Below are 16,953 nucleotides of genomic sequence, written 5' to 3'. Positions count from 1 at the left end.
CAGGCTGCGATAGGCCTTGCCTTGTGCCCGATGCAGCACATTATTATAATAGTCATAATGTTAGGCAGATTGATAGTTAGATGATCGAAATAAATTGGTCAAGCATGAATCGGGCAGACATGAAGACCGCTATCAGCCTTGCCATTATGGGCTGGCAGGACGCGACGCAGGCTTTTGACGAGGCAGTGGGCGATAGGCTTGGGCTGAGCATGGCGGAACGCCATTGCCTGGCGCTGCTCTATGGCGGCCCGCGATCGGCTGGCGAGGTCGCGGCCGCAACAGGGTTGACGCCGGCCGCGGTCACCGCGCTGATCGACCGGCTGGAAGCGCGCGGCCTGCTGACACGAACGCGCAGCCTCGAGGACAGGCGCAAGGTGGTCATAGAGGCGACGGAACTCACGCGAGAACTATCAACGCGCTATTATGGCGCGATCGCGCAGGAGGGGGAAAAGGTGATCGCCACATTCAGCGACACTGAACTCGCCACGATCCTGCGCTTCGTCACGGCATCCCTCGACCTTCAGCGCGACCAGCTGGCCCGGCTGAAGGCCGAGGCGTTGGAAACAACCGACAGCCTATAGGCTCGCCGGGTCGAGCGCTGGCTCGCCTTTGCGGCGCGCCACGATCGCCGCAAGATCGGCGGTCTCGAAAGCATCACGCAGGGCGTCGAACGACGGCAGCACGAAATAGGCACGCTGGAACTTGTCGATCTCGTAGCCGGTGCGCATCACGGTTTCCAAGTCGAAGGGGACATGGTGTCCCTCGCCGCCTTCGACCGCGAACTGAAGCTCTGTGAAGGATGACATCAGCCCGGCGCCGAAAGCCTTCAGCGATTGGCCCGGCTCGCGTATCAGGCCGTATTCGACGGTGTACCAGTAAAGCCTGGTGATCATCTCGTCGCCGCCGAGCGCAATCACGCTATCGGCCTTCTTGCCATACATCTGCATGAAGTCGGCAAAGACCGGCTGCGTCAGGATCGGCACGTGACCGAAGAAATCGTGGAACATGTCGGGCTCGACAATGTAGTCGAGCTCCTTTTGGGTTCGCAGCCAATTGGTGACCGGGAACCGGCGGTTGGCGAGATGGTCGAAGAACGGCTGGGCGGGGATGAGCCCCGGCACGGCGACGATCTCCCAGCCGGTGAACTTGCGCAGCTTCTCGCTGACCGCACCGAAATCCGGGATCTTGTCGAGAAGGCCGAGTGCCGCGACGCCGTCGAGGTAGGAGTGGTGGGCCAGCTTCCTGGTCAGCTTCGTCTGGCGGTCGCACAGCGTGCGCCACACCGCCTGTTCTTCGGCGCTATAATTGTAGCCCTGCGCCACCGTGAAATCGGCACGGCAGACGGAATAATCGCCACGAAGGCCTCGCGCCGCGCATTCGCGGGCATAGTCGGCAACGTTCATTGTCATGGCTTGCTCTCCCTGGAAATCATGACCAGCGAATTGCCGGAAATTCTAGCCGGATCGCGCGAGGCAAATCAGCTTTGATGGTGGCTCAAATGCAGGGTTGGAGGTAAAAGACTCCACGATCGAGCTTTGGGAGAGTGAAAATGCCTCAATTTGACGAATTCGAGATCAAGATGCTCGACATCCTGCAGCGCGACGGGCGCAAGCCGGTATCGGAATTGGCGCAGCAGATCGGCCTGTCGACGACACCTTGCGCGCGGCGCTTCGAGGCTCTTCAGCAGGCGGGCATCATAAAAGGCTTCGCCGCGGTACTCAGCCGCCGCGCCGTCGGTCTGATGGTCGAAGTGTTCATCCAGGTGCGCCTCGTGACCCACAGCGACGGCTCGCCCGAAACCTTTATCGCCGCCGTGCAGCGCATGGACGAGGTGTCGTCGTGCTGGACGATGACTGGAGACTACGATTTCCTGCTGCATGTCATGGTGCCGTCGGTGGACGAGCTCAATGCCTTCGTCATGCACCGGTTGATGCGGCTCGAAGGCGTGCGCGACGTCCACACGCAGCTTGTGCTGCAGAACATCAAGGGACCCGGCCATGTGCCGCTGGCACATCTCAGACGATAGCATTTCTGCGGAAAAGCTGCACACGAACTGCTGAAGCGAGCCAATCTCCGGAACTAGATCGCCGACTACGACATGCGGACCGCCATCGCATAAGGCCCGCCATGAAAATCGTCCTGATCAACCCGCCGCATACCGCCATCGGCAGCCGTGTGCCGGACGACCATCTGCCGCCGCTCGGTTTGCTGGCACTGGGCGGTCCGCTGATCGACGCGGGACATCAAGTGCGGCTTGTGGACGCCGAATTCGGGCCGATGGCGCTTGCCACGCTGGTCCGGGACGCCTTGAGCGACCATCCCGACTGCATTCTGATCGGCCATTCCGGCTCGACCTCTGCGCATCCGACAGCCCTGCTGATCGCCGGCATGGTCAAGGACATCCAGCCGGCGACAATCCTGATCTATGGCGGCGTGTTTCCGACCTATCATTGGCGCGAGATACTGGCTGAAACGAATGTCTTCGACTTCATCGTGCGCGGCGAGGGCGAGGCGACCATCGTCGCGCTGGTCGAAGCGCTTGAGAAACGCAAGCCGCTGTCGGATGTGGCGGGCATCGCCTTTCCTGACGATTTGCGCCAGCCCTTTGCAACCCGGCCGACAAGAACGATCACCGACCTAGACGACTACCGCATCGGCTGGGAACTGATCGACTTCAGTCGCTACAGCTATTGGGGAGGCAAGCGCGCGGTGGTCATGCAGTTCTCGCGAGGCTGTCCGCATCTGTGCAACTATTGCGGCCAGCGCGGCTTCTGGACGCGCTGGCGGCACCGCGACCCCATGAAATTCGCGCGGGAGATTGCCTGGCTATACCGCGAGCATGGTGTCGAGCTGATCAACCTTGCCGACGAAAACCCGACGTCGTCCAAAAAAGCCTGGCGCGCCTTTCTCGACGCGATGATCGCCGAGAATGTGTCGGTGCTGATCGTCGGCTCCACCCGCGCCGACGACATCGTCCGCGACGCCGACAGCCTGCATCTTTATCGCCAGGCCGGCGTCATTCGCTGGCTGCTTGGCATGGAAAATACCGACGAGCAGACGCTTGCATTGATCCGCAAGGGCGGCAGCACCTCATCCGACCGCGAGGCGATACGGCTGCTGCGCCTCAACGGCATCTTGTCGATGGCGACCTGGGTGGCCGGTTTCGAGGACGAAAGCTTGCGCGACCTCTGGCGCGGCTTCCGCCAACTGATCGCTTATGACCCTGACCAGATCCAAGCGCTCTATGTGACGCCGCATCGCTGGACGCCGTTCTTCAGGATTGCCAGGGACCGCAAGGTGATCCAGCTGGACGCCCGCCTGTGGGACTACAAGCATCAGGTGCTGCAGATGACCCGCCTCAAGCCGTGGATGTTGTTCTTCGCCGTCAAGCTGATCGAACTGGCGGTGCAGTCGCGGCCCAAGGCGTTGGCGCGTATCCTGTTCCACAAGGATCCGGAGCAACGGCATTCGATGCGCTGGTACACCAAAATGGGCCGCCGCGTCTGGTTCCGCGAAGTCTGGGGCTTTCTGGTCCGCGACCGCCGCCTGAAACATGGCCCGTCGCTCGCCGAATTCTGGGGCTCGCCGCAAGACGAGGAAGAGGAATCGATGGTTGTCGAACGCCTGCCGCGTCAGTCCGTGACCGCTATTTCGCCAAACGCTTGAGCCCCTCAGACACCCGGCCTCACGGCACGATTAGCGTGCCGGCGCCGTGTTCGGTGAACAGCTCGAGCAGCACCGCATGCGGCGTCTTGCCGTTAAGGATGACGACGCCTGCGACGCCGCGCTCGATTGCCTCGATGCAGGTCTCGACTTTGGGGATCATGCCGCCCGAGACCGTGCCGTCCTTGATCAGAGCCTTGGCCTCGGCCACCGTCAGCTCGTCGATCAGCTTCTTGTCCTTGTCGAGCACGCCGGGCACGTCGGTAAGGAACAGCAGGCGCGTCGCCTGGCAGGCGCCGGCGATGGCGCCCGCAAAAGTGTCGGCGTTGATGTTGTAGGTGTGGCCGTCGCGGCCGGGCGCTACCGGCGCCAGCACCGGGATCATTTCGGACCGCGCCAGGAGGTCGAGCAATGTGCGGTCGACTTCGACAGGCTCACCAACGAAGCCCAGGTCGAGCACCCGCTCGATGTTGGAATCCGGATCGATCATGGTCTTGCGCGCTTTTTCGGCAAACACCATGTTGCCGTCCTTGCCGCACAGGCCGATCGCCCACTCGCCCTCGGCATTGATCAGCGCGACGATCTCCTTGTTGATCGACCCGGCCAGCACCATCTCGACAATCTCGACGGTCTTCTGGTCCGTGACGCGCAAGCCGCCCTCGAATTTGGATTCGATGCCCATCTTGCTGAGCATGACGCCGATCTGCGGCCCACCACCATGCACGACGATTGGGTTGACGCCGGATTGTTTCAAAAGTGCGATGTCGCGGGCGAAAGCCTTGCCGAGCGCGATGTCGCCCATCGCGTGGCCGCCATATTTCACCACGACCGTCTTGTTCTCGTAGCGTTGCATATAGGGCAGCGCCCTTGAAAGCAGCGCGGCCTGCATTTCGGCGGTGGCGGCGACATCCGTCATCGGCGTGGTTCCCAGCTTGGCATGAACGGCGGCGTCTTAGCGGGAATTGGACGAGGGGGCAAACGGCTTTGCTGTCGCGATCGATCAAATCGGTACTACTATTTGTTTGACCATGATCTTGTCCGAAAACCGGTTCCCACCTTTCGGGATTATGGTCTATGCCGGCACCTGCAGCGGCGCCCGCCGTCCCAGCCAGCCCGAGATCTTTTCCATCTGCGCGGCGAACGACAAAAGCGTTTCCTCGTCGCCGGGGCGGCCGGCGGCCTGGACGCCGAGCGGCAGGCCGGCATCGGTGACGTAGACCGGAAGCGTGATCGACGGTTGCCCGCTGACGTTCTGGATCGCCGGCCAGTGGGTGAACCAGAGGCTCTTGTCCATCAGCTGGCCGAATAGCGGCTTGAACTTCAGCAGGCCGGCGAGGCGCAGTCTGTCCAGGACATTCTCGATGAATTCGTCGGCGCCTTTCGGGTCCATGGTGCCGCAGGCGAGCGGCGGGTGCGCGATGACAGGCATCAGCACTGCATCATAGTGCGCGGTTTCGGTGATAAGCCGGCGCGACGCGGCGTGCAGCCGCTGCAGGCCAGCATAGATTTCGCCGGCCGAGAGGATTTCACCGAACCGGCTCATGACGCGCGTGGCGCGTTCGATGTCGCCTGAGATGGAGCGGCCGACGCGCAAGGCCTCGCCCCGCATCGTGCCGGCCACCGCCGCGGCGACGGTTCTGGCGAAATCGGCGATGAAATCGCGATCGATATAGGGCAGGTCGATCTCCTCGACGCTGTGCCCGCCTTCGCGCGCCAGCGCGATCGCCGCATCCAGAGCTTTCAACGTCTCTTCCGATATCGGCAGGCCGAGCGGCGATTTTCGATAGAAGGCGAGGTTGAGCTTGCCCGGATCGCGCCCGGCCGCCGCAGCAAAACTGCCGGTCGGCGACGGTGCCGCGTAGGGCGACAGCGGGTCAGCCCCGTGGGTCAGGTCGAGCAGCACCGCCGTATCGCGCACTGAGCGGGCCAACGCATGGTCGACGACGAAGCCGTACCAGCTTTCGGTGACGAGCGGTGTCAAGGGCACGCGGCCGCGCGAGGTTTTCAGCCCGATCAGCCCGGTACAAGCGGCAGGCACCCTGATCGAGCCGCCGCCGTCCGAGGCATGCGCCACCGGCACGATGCCGGCCGCGACCAGCGCAGCCGCACCGCCCGAGGAACCGCCGGTCGTGTGCGCGGTGTCCCATGGATTGCGGGTGACGCCGTAAGCCACCGACTCGGTCACCAGCCTCAGTCCGTGTTCGGGTGCGGTGCTGGTGGCGATCGGGATCAGGCCGGCGGCCAGATAGCGTTCCGTCATGACCGAGTTGAAATCGGGGGTGAAAGCTGGGATGCGGCTGCCGCCATGCGTCGGCACGCCCTTCATGGCGATGCCGAGGTCCTTCAGCGCAAAGGGCACTCCGGCTAGCGGCAGCTTGTGGTCGACGGTTTTCGCTCGCGCCCGCGCCGCCTCAAAAAGCGGTTCGGCAATGGCATTGATCTCCGGCCGGGTGGCCTCGGCCCGGGCGATCGCCGCATCGACGAGATCTTGCGGTGTGATCTCTCCCTTGTGCACGAGCGCGGCCTGGCCGGTTGCGTCATGCTCCCACAGAACCCGCTCGATCGACATGGTCGCCCTCCCGCTCATGGCAAGCTAGCGGGCGGCGATTCCATTGGCAATCGAGGCTGGCGCTGCCGGTGCGCAAGACCATTTCAGTCGTTGCAAATACATTGCAATCGCCTAATTTGGCGGCCGATGACGCCGCAGGACATCAGCAACCTGATTGTCCGGACTTCGATGAAGGACCGGGCTGCGTTCGATCTGCTCTACCGGCAGACCAGCGCGAAACTTTTCGGCGTCTGCCTTCGTGTATTGAAGGATCGGGGAGATGCAGAAGAGGCGCTTCAAGAGATCTTCGTCAAGATATGGACGAAGGCGGACCGTTTTGCCGTTTCGGATCTGAGCCCGATCTCCTGGCTGGTGGCCATTGCGCGCAATCATGCGATCGATCGGATCAGAGCGCGGCGAGAACCTGCCGCCTATATCGATGCCGCGCTCGACGTGGCCGATCCGGCGCCGGGGCCGGAGGCCATGGCCGTGGTGGGCGGTGAGTCCGGACGCATCCACCATTGTCTCGAGGAGTTGGAGAGTAACCGGGCGGCGGCCGTCCGGGGCGCCTATCTGGATGGCAAAAGCTATGCCGAGCTGGCGGAGCGCTATGGCGTACCGCTGAACACGATGCGGACCTGGCTGCGTCGCAGCCTGTTGAAACTGAGAGAATGCCTGGAAAGATGACGCTGGCTGACGACAATGGACCGGAACGTAGGGGCGACGACCTGTTCGCCGCCGAATACGTTCTTGGCGTTCTAGCCGCCGATGAACGCGAGATCGCGTCGCGCCGCATCGATGCGGACGCCGCCTTCGCGCGCCTTGTCGATAGCTGGGAGGCGCATCTTTCGCCGATGACCGCCGCCTATCCGGAGACAGAGCCTCCGATCAGGGTCAAGGAAGCATTGGACCGCCGGCTGTTCGCTGCAGAGCCGCGGGCCGGCCTCTGGTCGAGCCTTGGCTTCTGGCGCGGTCTTGCCGCCGCCGCCATTGCAGCGCTGGCGATCTACATCGCCGTGCCTTACTTCCGCCCGCCCACCGAACCGCCGCAGACGCGGCTTGTCGCCTCGCTGGCGGCCGAAGGCAGCGACGTCAAATATCTCGTTGTCTACGATGCCGCCCGTCACGAGGTCGGTCTTTCCCACGTTTCCGGCGAGCGGGCCGCCGGCAAGGACTTCGAATTGTGGATGATCGAAGGCAAGAAGGCGCCGGTGTCGATAGGCATCATCCCGGCCGGCGCGACCGCGCATTTGGCCATCCCGCCCCCCGTCCAGGAGAAATTGGCGCAAGGCGCCGTGCTTGCGGTCAGCGTTGAGCCTGCCGGCGGTTCACCGACGGGCCAGCCGACTGGACCGGTGGTCGCAGCGGGCGATCTCAAGAGCATCTGACCGCTTCTCATCTCCGTAAGCAGACCTGAAAATCTATCTTCCGCGAATTTAAACGCCTGCAAAGCTTGTTGGCGGTTGTCGATCCGCGCCGGGAAAATTTCAGCGACGCAATTTTTTTGCGGAGAGGACGAAACTCCGGAATTTTCTATCGCGTATCTCCTTGCGTTCCCGAATAAGGGGAACGATAACCCGAGGAGATTGAAATCATGCGTAAATTCGCCACCCTTTTGCTTGCCGGCACGGTCGCCATTTCTGCGCTCGCCACCATTGCCTATGCCCAAAACCCGATGGTAGGCGGCGCCGCCATGTATGCCCAGAAAAACATCGTCGAAAATGCTGTCAACTCGAAGGACCACACGACGCTGGTCGCTGCCGTCAAGGCGGGCGGCCTGGTCGATACGCTGCAAGGCGCCGGCCCCTTCACCGTGTTCGCGCCGACCAACGAGGCCTTTGCGGCACTTCCAGCCGGCACGGTGGAGACGCTGCTCAAGCCTGAAAACAAGGACAAGCTGGTCAAGATCCTGACCTGCCATGTCATCGGCGCCAAAGCGATGGCCGCCGACGTCGCCAAGATGGTCAAGCACGACGGCGGCACACACAAGGTCAAGACGGTCGGTGGTTGCGAACTGTCGCTCAAGACCGACGGCGGCAAGGTCACCGTGACCGACGAGAACGGCAACGTCGCCAATGTGACGATCGCCGATGTCGAACAGTCCAACGGCGTCATCCACGTCGTCGATAAGGTTCTCCTGCCGAAGATGTAACAAACGCACGCTGCCGGCGAAGATATCCCTAGGGGCCTCCCTGCGCACACTCCGCGCCGTTCACGCAAGATGGATAGGCGCGGAGTCCCGCTTTGAGGACAGCGATCGTCACCGGCTTTTGATTTCCGTGTGGCGGTCGAATTTGGCACAAGCAGTAACAGGAGGAATGGCCATGAACCGTCGCGAGCTTCTTTTGAGTGGTGCGGCAGCCATTGGCGTTGTCGCAGGCGCCACCGCGCTGCGCATGGGCGGAGCCCAGGATGCACGCGCGGCCGAGACATTCGAGGTTACCAAGACCGAGGCCGAGTGGCGCGCCATCCTGTCCGACGCGGCCTTCAATGTGCTGCGCAAGGAGGGCACCGAATATCCGGGCACCAGTCCGCTGCTCAACGAGCACCGCAAAGGCATCTTCGCTTGCGCCGGCTGCGGCCTGCCGGTCTATTCGTCTGAGACCAAGTTCGATTCCGGCACAGGCTGGCCGAGCTTCTGGCAGGAAATCCCGAATTCCATCGGCAAGACCGTGGACAGGTCGTTGGGCATGACCCGCACCGAGGTCCATTGTCGCCGCTGCGGCGGCCATCTCGGCCACGTCTTCGACGACGGTCCGCCGCCGACCGGGTTGCGACACTGCATCAATGGCGTCGCCTTGACCTTCAAGCCGGCGACGGCGTGAGGACGGCCGCGCCCCTTACTTTGTCGGAGCGCGCTAGAGCATCGGACCCAAAAAAGTGCGAAGCGGTTTTGGGAAAATCCGATGCCCAAACAAAAAGTTGGAGCGGTGGAGTGTCCGCCGCTCCAAGACTTCGTAATGGTTGATTTTGCGCATGACCCCGAAATCGCTTTTCGGGGTCATGCGCGAGGGCGCCAGGCGGGGGATCCAGCGCGCCTCAATGGCCTCCGCCACCGCCGCCCTGAGCGGCTGGCTTGCGGATCACCAGGGTGAAGAGCCCAAGCGTCGCGAACAAAACCGTCAGCATGAAGAATACGTCCATGAACGACAGCAGCGACGCCTGCTGCTGGACCATGCCTGACAGTTTGGAGATGGCCGCCTTGGAGGCGTCGAGCCCGGCGGTCTGCTCGAAGTTGAGCGTCATGTTCTGCAGCTTCTGTTGCGCAGCGGCACTTCCCCATTGCACGTGCTCGGAGAGCCTGGCGTAGTGGAAGGCATTGCGGTCGATCAGCACGGTGTTGATGACGGCCAGGCCGACGGCGCCGCCGAGATTGCGGGTCAGGTTGAACAGGCCAGACGCATTCTTCAGCCGCTCCGGCGGCAAGGTTCCGAGCGCAATGTTGTTGATCGGCACCATGCACAGCATCATCGAGCAGCCGCGCAGGATCTGCGGGATCAGCAGTTCGTAGAAATCCCAGTCGGCGGTGAGATGCGTCATCCACCAGGTTCCCGTGGCGAAGCCGAAGAAGCCGATCATCATCATGATGCGCGGGTCCATCTTGTTCGACAGGATGCCGGAGATCGGCGCGGTGAAGAACATGGCCAGGCCGCTGACGAACAGCGCCTCGCCGATCATCATCGAATCGTAGCCGCGGATGCGCCCCAGGAACACGGGATAAAGATAGGTCAGACCGTAGAGACCGATGCCGACCACGAAGGAGAACAGCGAGCCGAACGCAAAATTGATATTGCTGAAAGCCCTCAGATCGACAATCGGCTCCTCGGCGGTGAACACGCGCCAGAAGAACAGCACCGCGCCGAAGGTCATGATGACGGCGCAGACGAACACCGCCTGATCCTGCAGCCAGTCGTTGTTGGGACCTTCCTCCAGCACATATTCCATGCAGCCCAGGAAGGCGGCCATGCCAGCAAGCCCCCACCAGTCGAACTTGCTGAACAGCTTGAGATTGGGTTTGTCGAAGTCGATCAGCGACCAGGCGGCCGTGGTCACCAGAATGCCGGGCACGACGTTGACCAGGAACAGCCAATGCCAGGACATGGCATGGCTGATATAGCCGCCGACGGTCGGGCCGATGGTCGGCGCCAGCGTCGCCACCAGGCCGATCATCGGCGAGACAACGGCGCGGCGGGACGGCGGGAAGATGGTGAAGGCGGCTGCAAAGACGCTCGGGATCATGCCGCCGCCGATGAAGCCCTGCACGGCGCGGTAAACAATCATCTGGTCGATATTGGTTGCGGTTGCCGCCAGCGCGCTGGCCGCGGTGAAGCCCGCCGCCGAGATTGTGAACAGCACGCGCGTCGACAGCATCCGGCTGAGAAAGCCGGACAGCGGGATCATCACGACCTCGGCAATCAGATAGGCCGTCTGCACCCACGGGATCTCGTCCGAGCTGGCGCTCAAGCCCGCCTGGATCTCGGCCAGCGAGGCTGAGACGATCTGGATGTCCAGGATCGCCATGAACATGCCGAACACCATCGCCAGGAAGGCGATGACGCGGCGGATCGGCATGTGATCTGTCTGGGCCGGGATGGCCGACACCGATCCGGCGGTAATGGTTGCGGTCGCCATGACCCTTGCTCCCGGTTCCGCTTTACTTCGATGCCGAAGGCGCCGTGCGGCTGTCGACGGCGACGACGACGCTCAGGCCGGCGCGCAGTTTGCCCGTCTTCAGCACATCCGCGGGCACGTCGATGCGAACCGGAACGCGCTGCACCACCTTGGTGAAATTGCCTGTGGCGTTCTCCGGCGGCAGCAGCGAGAACACTGCTCCCGAAGCCGGCGCCAGCGACGACACGGTACCCTCGAAGTCCTGGCCGTCGATCGCGTCGACCGACACCCTGACCTTTTCACCAGGCACCAGCCGGGCAAGTTGCGTCTCCTTGAAATTGGCGACGATGTAGAGCTTGTCCATTGGCACGATGACGGCGAGCTTCTGTCCGGGGCTGATCAGGTCGCCCTGCTCGACCGAGCGGTTGCCGACCACGCCGTCATAGGGTGCGCGCAGTACGGTGAAGGACAGATCCCGCACCGCCTTGTCGTGGGAAAGCTGCAGCGAGGCCAGCGTGCTGGCCGATTCCGCCCGCTGCGCCTCGAGCACGCCGATATTGGCCTGAGCCGCCTCGATCTGCGCGTCGGCGCCGGCTAGTGCGGCATTGGCTTGCTCGACCGCCGTCTGGGCGTCGTCCAACTGGGCCTGGGTACCGACGCGGGTCTTGAGCAACTGGGCGGCACGGACCTGAACCCGCTTCGCATTGTCGGCCGCGGCCTGGTCGGCGGCCTTCTGCGCCTGCGCCTGCTTGAGCGAGGCGCGGGCCGCTTCGGTCTGGGCATCGATGCGGTCGAGCGTCTTGCTCAACGTGGCGATCTGCGCCTCGGCCTGGGCAACGGCTATCTTGTAGTCACCGTCATCGACGATCAGCAGCGGGTCGCCGGCCTTCACCTGCTGGTTTTCGGTCACTTTGACCTGATCGACATAGCCCGAGATTTTTGGCGAGATGAACGCCGTGTCGGCCTGGACATAGGCGTCGTCGGTCGAGATCATGAAGCGCCCGTCGGTCCAGTAATCGTAGCCATACCATGCGCCCGCGCCCAGCAGGGCCAGGCCGATGATGGGCAACAACATCGAGCGCATCGGGCGCTTCTTTTTGGCGGGAGCCAGCGGGGGGATGTCGGCGGGCTTGAGAGGGGCTTCCGGCGCTTCGATCGCAGGCTGGACCTTGGCGCTGGGGAAAGGGCGGACTTCGGCACTGGTGGGCGCGTTCGAGGACATGATATCTCTCTAAATTAACTGGCGCTGAATGTTGTCAGACTGAACCGTTCGGTTCGATCTCGACGTTGACTTAGCGCTTAAACAGGCCCATATCAAGAGCAATCGAACCGGATGGTTCGAATTATTTTACGAGGTGTGACATTATGGCCGAAGCCCCCAAGGCCGCTCCTTTGTCTGATTCAGGCCCATTGTCCAGCGCTGGCAAGGAGCAGTGCGATCTGCTGGACAGTCTGCCGCGCGGCCGCCCGGCCGCGGGGCAAGACCCGGTCAAGCGCAGCCAGATCATCGAGGGTGCGCGCCGTGTCTTCATCGACAAGGGCTTCGAAGCCGCGTCGATGAACGACATTACGCGCGAGGCCGGCGTGTCCAAGGGAACGATCTATGTCTACTTCGCCAACAAGGAAGAGCTGTTCGAAGCGCTGATCGAGGAAGAACGCGGCACGATCTTCAAGAACATGTATGAGGTGCTCGACCAGATCGGCGACCTTCGCCAGACGCTGGTGAAGTTCGGCATCGTGCTATCCATGAAGATCACTTCGGCGAGGGTCATCCTGGCGCAACGGACGGTGATCGGTGCGTCGGAACGGATTCCGGAGCTTGGTGCGCGATTTTACGAACGCGGGCCGAAGCGCGGCCATGACAGGGTTGTCGTTTTCCTCAACATGGCTATCGAACGCGGTCTGCTGAAGATCGACGACGTCGAGCTTGCCGCCTATCAGTTCACCGAGCTGTGCCTGGCCGGTCTTTTCCGCCAGTGCATATTCGCCTATCGCACCAAGGCGCCAAGTGTGGCCGAGATCGAACATATCGTCAGGTCGGGCGTCGACGTGTTCCTGAAGGCCTACGGCACCGAACAGCTTGCGGAGCAGGAACGGGCCTCCAGCCCCGCCTGACCGGGTATCGGACTCAGTGGCCTACCCGCCGTTGGCGGCGAGCACGATCGCCGCACGCAGTTCCTCGAGGCCCTCGCTCTTTTCCGACGACGTGGCGAGCACGAAGGGGAAGGCCGCCGGGCGTTTCTTGATCTTCTGGAGCGTTTCCTCGACCAGTCGCGGTACCCCCGCCGCCTTGATCTTGTCGGTCTTGGTCAGCACGATCTGATACGACACCGCCGCCTTGTCGAGAAGCGACAGCACCTCGTCGTCCTTGGCCTTGATGCCATGGCGGGCATCGATCAGCACGTAGACGCGCTTCAGCGTCACCCGGCCCTTCAGATAGTCGAACACGAGCTTCGTCCACTCGTCGACCTTTTCCTTCGGCGCCGTGGCGTAGCCATAGCCCGGCATGTCGACCAGGGCCATCGGCGGCAGGTCGGCGCCTTCTCCCGAAAATCCGCCCGGCACGAAATAGTTGAGTTCTTGCGTGCGGCCCGGTGTGTTGGAGGTGCGCGCCAGCCCCTTCTGGTTGACCAGCGCGTTGATCAGCGACGATTTGCCGACATTGGAGCGGCCGGCAAAGGCGATCTCGGGCGGACCCTCCGGCGGCAGGAATTTCATCGCCGGCACGCCGCGGATGAATATCCAGGCTCGCGTGAACAATTCGATGCCGATCGTGGTCTTGTTCAACGCGTTCAAACCGCTGCCTCCAGAAGAAAAATGTTGCTGCCACGAATGGCATCGAGATTGCGGCTGATCTTTTCCACCGGCCAGTGCCACCACGCCAGCGCCAGCAGCCGCCGGATGGTCCTGTCGTCGAAGCGCATCTTTACCACCTTGGCCGGATTGCCGGCGACGATCGCATAGGCCGGCACATCGTGCGTCACCACCGACTTTGCCGCGACAATGGCGCCGTCGCCGATCTTCACGCCCGGCAGCATCACCGCTTCCATGCCGATCCAGACGTCGTGGCCGACGATTGTGTCGCCACGCACCTCCTTCGACCATGTCGCCGGGTCGAAGCCTTCCTCCCAGCCGTGACCAAAGATGTTGAACGGATAAGTCGAAAAGCCGGACATGGCGTGATTGGCGCCGTTCATGATGAAGCGCGCGCCTTCGGCAATGGCGCAGAACTTGCCGATGACCAGCCTGTCGCCGATGAACGGGTAATGATGCAGCACGCATTTTTCGGCGAATTTGTCGGGCCCGTCAGGGTCGTCATAGTAGGTGAAATCGCCGATCTCGATGTTCGGCGCCGTCACCAGCGGTTTCAGAAAGCCGACGCGCGTGTGCAACGGAATCGGATGCTTGATCGATGGATTGGGTCCGGTCATATCGAGCTCCGTCGGGCAACTGCCAGCCAGGTCAAAATAGCGCGATCCGCCCGGCAGTACCAATCGCTTAATCCAGACCGCCAGCCTGTACAAAAAGCCCCGGACGAACCGGGGCTTTCTGGTTTCGCATCATCGGAGCGCCGGCTATTCCGCCGGCGACGGTTTCTTGCGGAACAGCGCGACCAGATTGTCCCACAATTCGATCTTGGCACCCTGCCGCTTCATGATCACGCCCTGCTGCAGGATCGACAGCGTGTTGTTCCAGGCCCAGTAGATAACGAGACCGGCCGGAAAACCCGCCATCATGAAGGTGAAGATCACGGGCATCCAGGTGAAGATCGCCGCCTGCGTCGGGTCCGGCGGCGTCGGGTTCATGCGCATCTGCAGGAACATCGTCACGCCCATGATCAGCGGCCAGACGCCGATCATCAGCATGTGCGGCAAGGTGATCGGGATCAGCCCGAACAGGTTGAAGATCGATGTCGGGTCCGGCGCCGCCAGATCCTGGATCCAGCCGAAAAACGGCGCGTGCCGCATCTCGATGGTGATGTAGAGCACCTTGTAGAGCGAGAAGAAGACCGGGATCTGCAACGCCACCGGCCAGCAGCCGGCGAGCGGATTGATCTTCTCGGTCTTGTACAGCTCCATCATCGCCTGCTGCTGCTTCATCTTGTCGTCCGCGTATTTCTCGCGGATCTCGAGCATCTTGGGCTGCACCTTCTTCATGTTCGCCATCGACGCATAGGACTTGTTGGCGAGCGGGAAGAACAGCGCCTTGACGATGACGGTGGTGGCGAGGATCGCCAGGCCGAAATTGCCGAAGAATTTGTAGAGCGTGTCGATCAGCCAGAACATCGGCTTGGTGATGAAATAGAACCAGCCCCAGTCGATCAGCAGGTCGAACTGGCGAATATGACGGTCCTTTTCATAGGCGTTGATCGTCGAAACTTCCTTGGCGCCGGCGAATATCTCCGACTCCACGGTCGTCGATTGCCCGGGAGCGATTGTGACCGGATCGGACAGGAAATCGGATTGGTAGCTATGCGGGTGGGGTCCGCTTTTGAACTCGAAATAAGAGAATGTGGGCTGAAATTCGCGGCCGCTCGGCGGCACCAGGGTCACCGCCCAGTATTTATCGGTGATGCCGAGCCAGCCGTCGCTCGACTTGCCTGGTTTGTACTCCTTGTCCGATTCGACGCTGGAGTATTTGTATTCCTGCAGGCCCTCGCTTCCGGTAACGCCGATCAGGCCCTCGTGCAGCACATAGGTGCTGGCGATAGCCGGCTTGTCGAAGCGGGTGACGCGGCCATAGTTCGACAACGTCGCGGGTGCCGAGCCGCCGTTCTGGACCGTGTCGGATACGGTGAACATATATTGGCTGTCGACCGAGAAGGTGCGCTTGAAAACCAGGCCTTTGTCGTTGGTGAAGGTCAGCGTGACCGGCGTCGCTGGTGTCAGCGTCGCATTGCCGTCGGTCTGCCAGACCGTGTCGGGGCCGGGCAGCCTGCCCACATCCGGCGTGCCGGAAAAGCCGATCTCGGCGAAATAGCCGTTTGGCAGGGACGCCGGGTTGAGCAACGCGATCTCGGGCGAGGTCTTGTCGACCGTCTCCCTGTAATGCTTGAGCCGGAGATCGTCGAGGCGCGCGCCGGTGAGGTTGATCGAGCCTTCGAGGCTCGGCGTGTCGATCTTGACGCGCTTGGTCGAAGCAATCGCCTGCTCGCGGCCGGCCGGCGTCACCGCGTCGCCGCCGGGCGCGCTCGGAATGGCGCCCGGCTGCACCGGTGTTTCGCTCGCGCCGGGAGCGGTGCCTTGGGCAGCCTTCTTCTGCTCCGCCACGCGCTGTTCTTCGATGCGGGCGGCTTCGCGCTGCATCTCGCTGCGCGGCATCACGTAGAAATATTGCCAAAGCGCCAGGATCAGCACCGACAGTGCGATGGTGATGAAGAAGTTGCGGTTGTTTTCCATCGAAGCCCTTGGCCTATCGTGTTCCACGCAATCTGCGGGAGAGTTCGGCCTTCAACTGGCCGAACGGAGTCGTAAGCACGTCTTCGCGCCCGACGATGACATAATCATTGCCCGGCGCCATGTCATCCGCGGCATGCGTGCGCACGGCCTCTCTCAGCCGCCGCCGGATGCGGTTGCGAACGACGGCGTTGCCGACCTTCCTGGTGACGGTATAGCCGACACGCGGCGCCTCGCCGTCGCCGCGGCCCAGGACCTCGACGAGGAAAAGCCGCCCGCGGCGCTTTTCACCACGGCGGACGGCCAGGAATTCCGCGCGCTTCAGAAGCCGCTTGGGATGGGCACCCGTTGGCTTGCCGGTTGCGGGCAACGATTTTGTCTCTCGCTCGGTGCTCAGGCGCTGAGACGCTTGCGGCCGCGGTTGCGGCGGGCTGCGACGACGCCGCGGCCACCCTTGGTGGCCATGCGGGCACGGAAACCGTGCCTGCGTTTGCGAACGAGTTTGGACGGCTGGTAAGTACGCTTCATTTGTTTAAATACCGCGGGGTGCGGCCCTTCTTGATTCTGTCACTTTGTAACAGGAGCTTTGCCGGGCCGGTTTTGGCGCGATCGAAACCGCGCCGGGACGAATGGCCCGAGCGTGAGCGGGCTTATAGAAAGAAGGGTTTTGGAAGTCAATCCAGCCTGTCGGGCCGGCGTTGTCGGACTGGCAGGGTAGTCCTTGCGGCCTCTTTC

General features: G+C 62.4%; 18 protein-coding genes. 8 read left to right on the top strand and 10 right to left on the bottom strand.

The features are described from left to right. The first annotated feature begins 80 nt into the window (after positions 1-80). Positions 81-581: a MarR family winged helix-turn-helix transcriptional regulator gene (locus tag NKJ84_RS07945; protein ID WP_352506022.1), complete on the top strand. Its 501-nt coding sequence runs from the start codon at positions 81-83 to the stop codon at positions 579-581. On the opposite strand, the gene phhA is transcribed toward NKJ84_RS07945, so the two are convergent. Further along, on the bottom strand, positions 576-1,409 hold the full coding sequence (gene phhA / locus NKJ84_RS07940; protein WP_352506021.1) for a phenylalanine 4-monooxygenase: 834 nt from the start codon (positions 1,407-1,409) through the stop codon (positions 576-578). The genes NKJ84_RS07945 and phhA overlap by 6 nt on opposite strands. A gap of 140 nt (positions 1,410-1,549) precedes the next feature. Between phhA and NKJ84_RS07935 the strand changes: the two genes are divergently transcribed. Beyond that, positions 1,550-2,026: an Lrp/AsnC family transcriptional regulator gene (locus NKJ84_RS07935; RefSeq protein ID WP_352506020.1), complete on the top strand. Its 477-nt coding sequence runs from the start codon at positions 1,550-1,552 to the stop codon at positions 2,024-2,026. 101 nt (positions 2,027-2,127) lie between these two features. Further along, complete coding sequence (bchE, locus tag NKJ84_RS07930; protein WP_352506019.1) at positions 2,128-3,666, top strand: magnesium-protoporphyrin IX monomethyl ester anaerobic oxidative cyclase; 1,539 nt, start codon at positions 2,128-2,130, stop codon at positions 3,664-3,666. Positions 3,667-3,685: 19 nt separating this feature from the next. Here the strand turns inward: bchE and argB are convergent, their stop codons facing one another. Together argB and NKJ84_RS07920 are read right to left on the bottom strand one after the other, a co-directional pair. Further along, positions 3,686-4,579: an acetylglutamate kinase gene (gene argB, locus NKJ84_RS07925; protein WP_352506018.1), complete on the bottom strand. Its 894-nt coding sequence runs from the start codon at positions 4,577-4,579 to the stop codon at positions 3,686-3,688. A 156-nt stretch (positions 4,580-4,735) separates the two neighbouring features. Then, the gene (locus tag NKJ84_RS07920; RefSeq protein ID WP_352506017.1) at positions 4,736-6,232 is read right to left on the bottom strand and encodes an amidase; all 1,497 of its coding nucleotides are present in this window, start codon (positions 6,230-6,232) and stop codon (positions 4,736-4,738) included. A 126-nt stretch (positions 6,233-6,358) separates the two neighbouring features. Between NKJ84_RS07920 and NKJ84_RS07915 the strand changes: the two genes are divergently transcribed. From NKJ84_RS07915 to msrB, 4 genes are all read left to right on the top strand, one after another. Then, the gene (locus NKJ84_RS07915; protein WP_352506016.1) at positions 6,359-6,898 is read left to right on the top strand and encodes a sigma-70 family RNA polymerase sigma factor; all 540 of its coding nucleotides are present in this window, start codon (positions 6,359-6,361) and stop codon (positions 6,896-6,898) included. Beyond that, positions 6,895-7,599 carry an anti-sigma factor gene (locus NKJ84_RS07910; RefSeq protein WP_352506062.1) on the top strand — a complete coding sequence of 235 codons (705 nt, stop codon included), beginning with the start codon at positions 6,895-6,897 and terminating at the stop codon, positions 7,597-7,599. The genes NKJ84_RS07915 and NKJ84_RS07910 overlap by 4 nt, the downstream gene beginning before the upstream one ends. Before the next feature lie 206 nt (positions 7,600-7,805). Further along, positions 7,806-8,363 carry a fasciclin domain-containing protein gene (locus tag NKJ84_RS07905; protein WP_254815890.1) on the top strand — a complete coding sequence of 186 codons (558 nt, stop codon included), beginning with the start codon at positions 7,806-7,808 and terminating at the stop codon, positions 8,361-8,363. Between the two features lie 172 nt (positions 8,364-8,535). Next, positions 8,536-9,036 (top strand): peptide-methionine (R)-S-oxide reductase MsrB, encoded by a 501-nt coding sequence (gene msrB, locus NKJ84_RS07900; RefSeq protein WP_352477048.1) that lies wholly within the window; start codon positions 8,536-8,538, stop codon positions 9,034-9,036. A gap of 214 nt (positions 9,037-9,250) precedes the next feature. Here msrB and NKJ84_RS07895 read toward each other — a convergent pair whose 3' ends face one another. Together NKJ84_RS07895 and NKJ84_RS07890 are read right to left on the bottom strand one after the other, a co-directional pair. After that, complete coding sequence (locus tag NKJ84_RS07895; protein ID WP_502895625.1) at positions 9,251-10,843, bottom strand: DHA2 family efflux MFS transporter permease subunit; 1,593 nt, start codon at positions 10,841-10,843, stop codon at positions 9,251-9,253. 22 nt (positions 10,844-10,865) lie between these two features. Continuing rightward, positions 10,866-12,044 (bottom strand): HlyD family secretion protein, encoded by a 1,179-nt coding sequence (locus NKJ84_RS07890; RefSeq protein ID WP_352506015.1) that lies wholly within the window; start codon positions 12,042-12,044, stop codon positions 10,866-10,868. Between the two features lie 143 nt (positions 12,045-12,187). Between NKJ84_RS07890 and NKJ84_RS07885 the strand changes: the two genes are divergently transcribed. After that, complete coding sequence (locus NKJ84_RS07885; RefSeq protein ID WP_352506014.1) at positions 12,188-12,937, top strand: TetR/AcrR family transcriptional regulator; 750 nt, start codon at positions 12,188-12,190, stop codon at positions 12,935-12,937. Between the two features lie 21 nt (positions 12,938-12,958). Here NKJ84_RS07885 and yihA read toward each other — a convergent pair whose 3' ends face one another. The 5 genes from yihA to rpmH form a co-directional block, all read right to left on the bottom strand. After that, positions 12,959-13,618: a ribosome biogenesis GTP-binding protein YihA/YsxC gene (gene yihA, locus NKJ84_RS07880; protein ID WP_352472343.1), complete on the bottom strand. Its 660-nt coding sequence runs from the start codon at positions 13,616-13,618 to the stop codon at positions 12,959-12,961. Further along, positions 13,615-14,253 carry a CatB-related O-acetyltransferase gene (locus tag NKJ84_RS07875; protein ID WP_352506013.1) on the bottom strand — a complete coding sequence of 213 codons (639 nt, stop codon included), beginning with the start codon at positions 14,251-14,253 and terminating at the stop codon, positions 13,615-13,617. Before NKJ84_RS07875 ends, yihA begins: the two co-directional genes overlap by 4 nt. Positions 14,254-14,397: 144 nt before the next feature. After that, positions 14,398-16,221, bottom strand: coding sequence for a membrane protein insertase YidC (gene yidC / locus NKJ84_RS07870; protein WP_352506012.1), 1,824 nt, complete (start codon positions 16,219-16,221; stop codon positions 14,398-14,400). 13 nt (positions 16,222-16,234) lie between these two features. After that, positions 16,235-16,588, bottom strand: a complete 354-nt coding sequence (gene rnpA / locus NKJ84_RS07865; RefSeq protein ID WP_352452998.1) for a ribonuclease P protein component — start codon at positions 16,586-16,588, stop codon at positions 16,235-16,237. Between the two features lie 23 nt (positions 16,589-16,611). Next, entirely contained in the window at positions 16,612-16,746 is a 135-nt protein-coding gene (gene rpmH, locus NKJ84_RS07860) for a 50S ribosomal protein L34 (protein ID WP_008833937.1), read from the bottom strand. Between the last annotated feature and the right edge of the window lie 207 nt (positions 16,747-16,953).

It is taken from the genome of Mesorhizobium sp. M0048 (assembly GCF_040323405.1).
Taxonomy (GTDB): Bacteria; Pseudomonadota; Alphaproteobacteria; order Rhizobiales; family Rhizobiaceae; genus Mesorhizobium.
Note: the sequence above shows the minus strand (reverse complement) of the source record. Positions and strands in the feature narration are given on the sequence as shown.

Coding starts and splice junctions, on each gene's coding strand:
- NKJ84_RS07945 (WP_352506022.1), top strand. CDS start 81: ATGATCGAAATAAATTGGTCAAGCATGAATCGGGCAGACATGAAGACC.
- phhA (WP_352506021.1), bottom strand. CDS start 1,409: ATGACAATGAACGTTGCCGACTATGCCCGCGAATGCGCGGCGCGAGGC.
- NKJ84_RS07935 (WP_352506020.1), top strand. CDS start 1,550: ATGCCTCAATTTGACGAATTCGAGATCAAGATGCTCGACATCCTGCAG.
- bchE (WP_352506019.1), top strand. CDS start 2,128: ATGAAAATCGTCCTGATCAACCCGCCGCATACCGCCATCGGCAGCCGT.
- argB (WP_352506018.1), bottom strand. CDS start 4,579: ATGACGGATGTCGCCGCCACCGCCGAAATGCAGGCCGCGCTGCTTTCA.
- NKJ84_RS07920 (WP_352506017.1), bottom strand. CDS start 6,232: ATGTCGATCGAGCGGGTTCTGTGGGAGCATGACGCAACCGGCCAGGCC.
- NKJ84_RS07915 (WP_352506016.1), top strand. CDS start 6,359: ATGACGCCGCAGGACATCAGCAACCTGATTGTCCGGACTTCGATGAAG.
- NKJ84_RS07910 (WP_352506062.1), top strand. CDS start 6,895: ATGACGCTGGCTGACGACAATGGACCGGAACGTAGGGGCGACGACCTG.
- NKJ84_RS07905 (WP_254815890.1), top strand. CDS start 7,806: ATGCGTAAATTCGCCACCCTTTTGCTTGCCGGCACGGTCGCCATTTCT.
- msrB (WP_352477048.1), top strand. CDS start 8,536: ATGAACCGTCGCGAGCTTCTTTTGAGTGGTGCGGCAGCCATTGGCGTT.
- NKJ84_RS07895 (WP_502895625.1), bottom strand. CDS start 10,843: ATGGCGACCGCAACCATTACCGCCGGATCGGTGTCGGCCATCCCGGCC.
- NKJ84_RS07890 (WP_352506015.1), bottom strand. CDS start 12,044: ATGTCCTCGAACGCGCCCACCAGTGCCGAAGTCCGCCCTTTCCCCAGC.
- NKJ84_RS07885 (WP_352506014.1), top strand. CDS start 12,188: ATGGCCGAAGCCCCCAAGGCCGCTCCTTTGTCTGATTCAGGCCCATTG.
- NKJ84_RS07875 (WP_352506013.1), bottom strand. CDS start 14,253: ATGACCGGACCCAATCCATCGATCAAGCATCCGATTCCGTTGCACACG.
- yidC (WP_352506012.1), bottom strand. CDS start 16,221: ATGGAAAACAACCGCAACTTCTTCATCACCATCGCACTGTCGGTGCTG.
- rpmH (WP_008833937.1), bottom strand. CDS start 16,746: ATGAAGCGTACTTACCAGCCGTCCAAACTCGTTCGCAAACGCAGGCAC.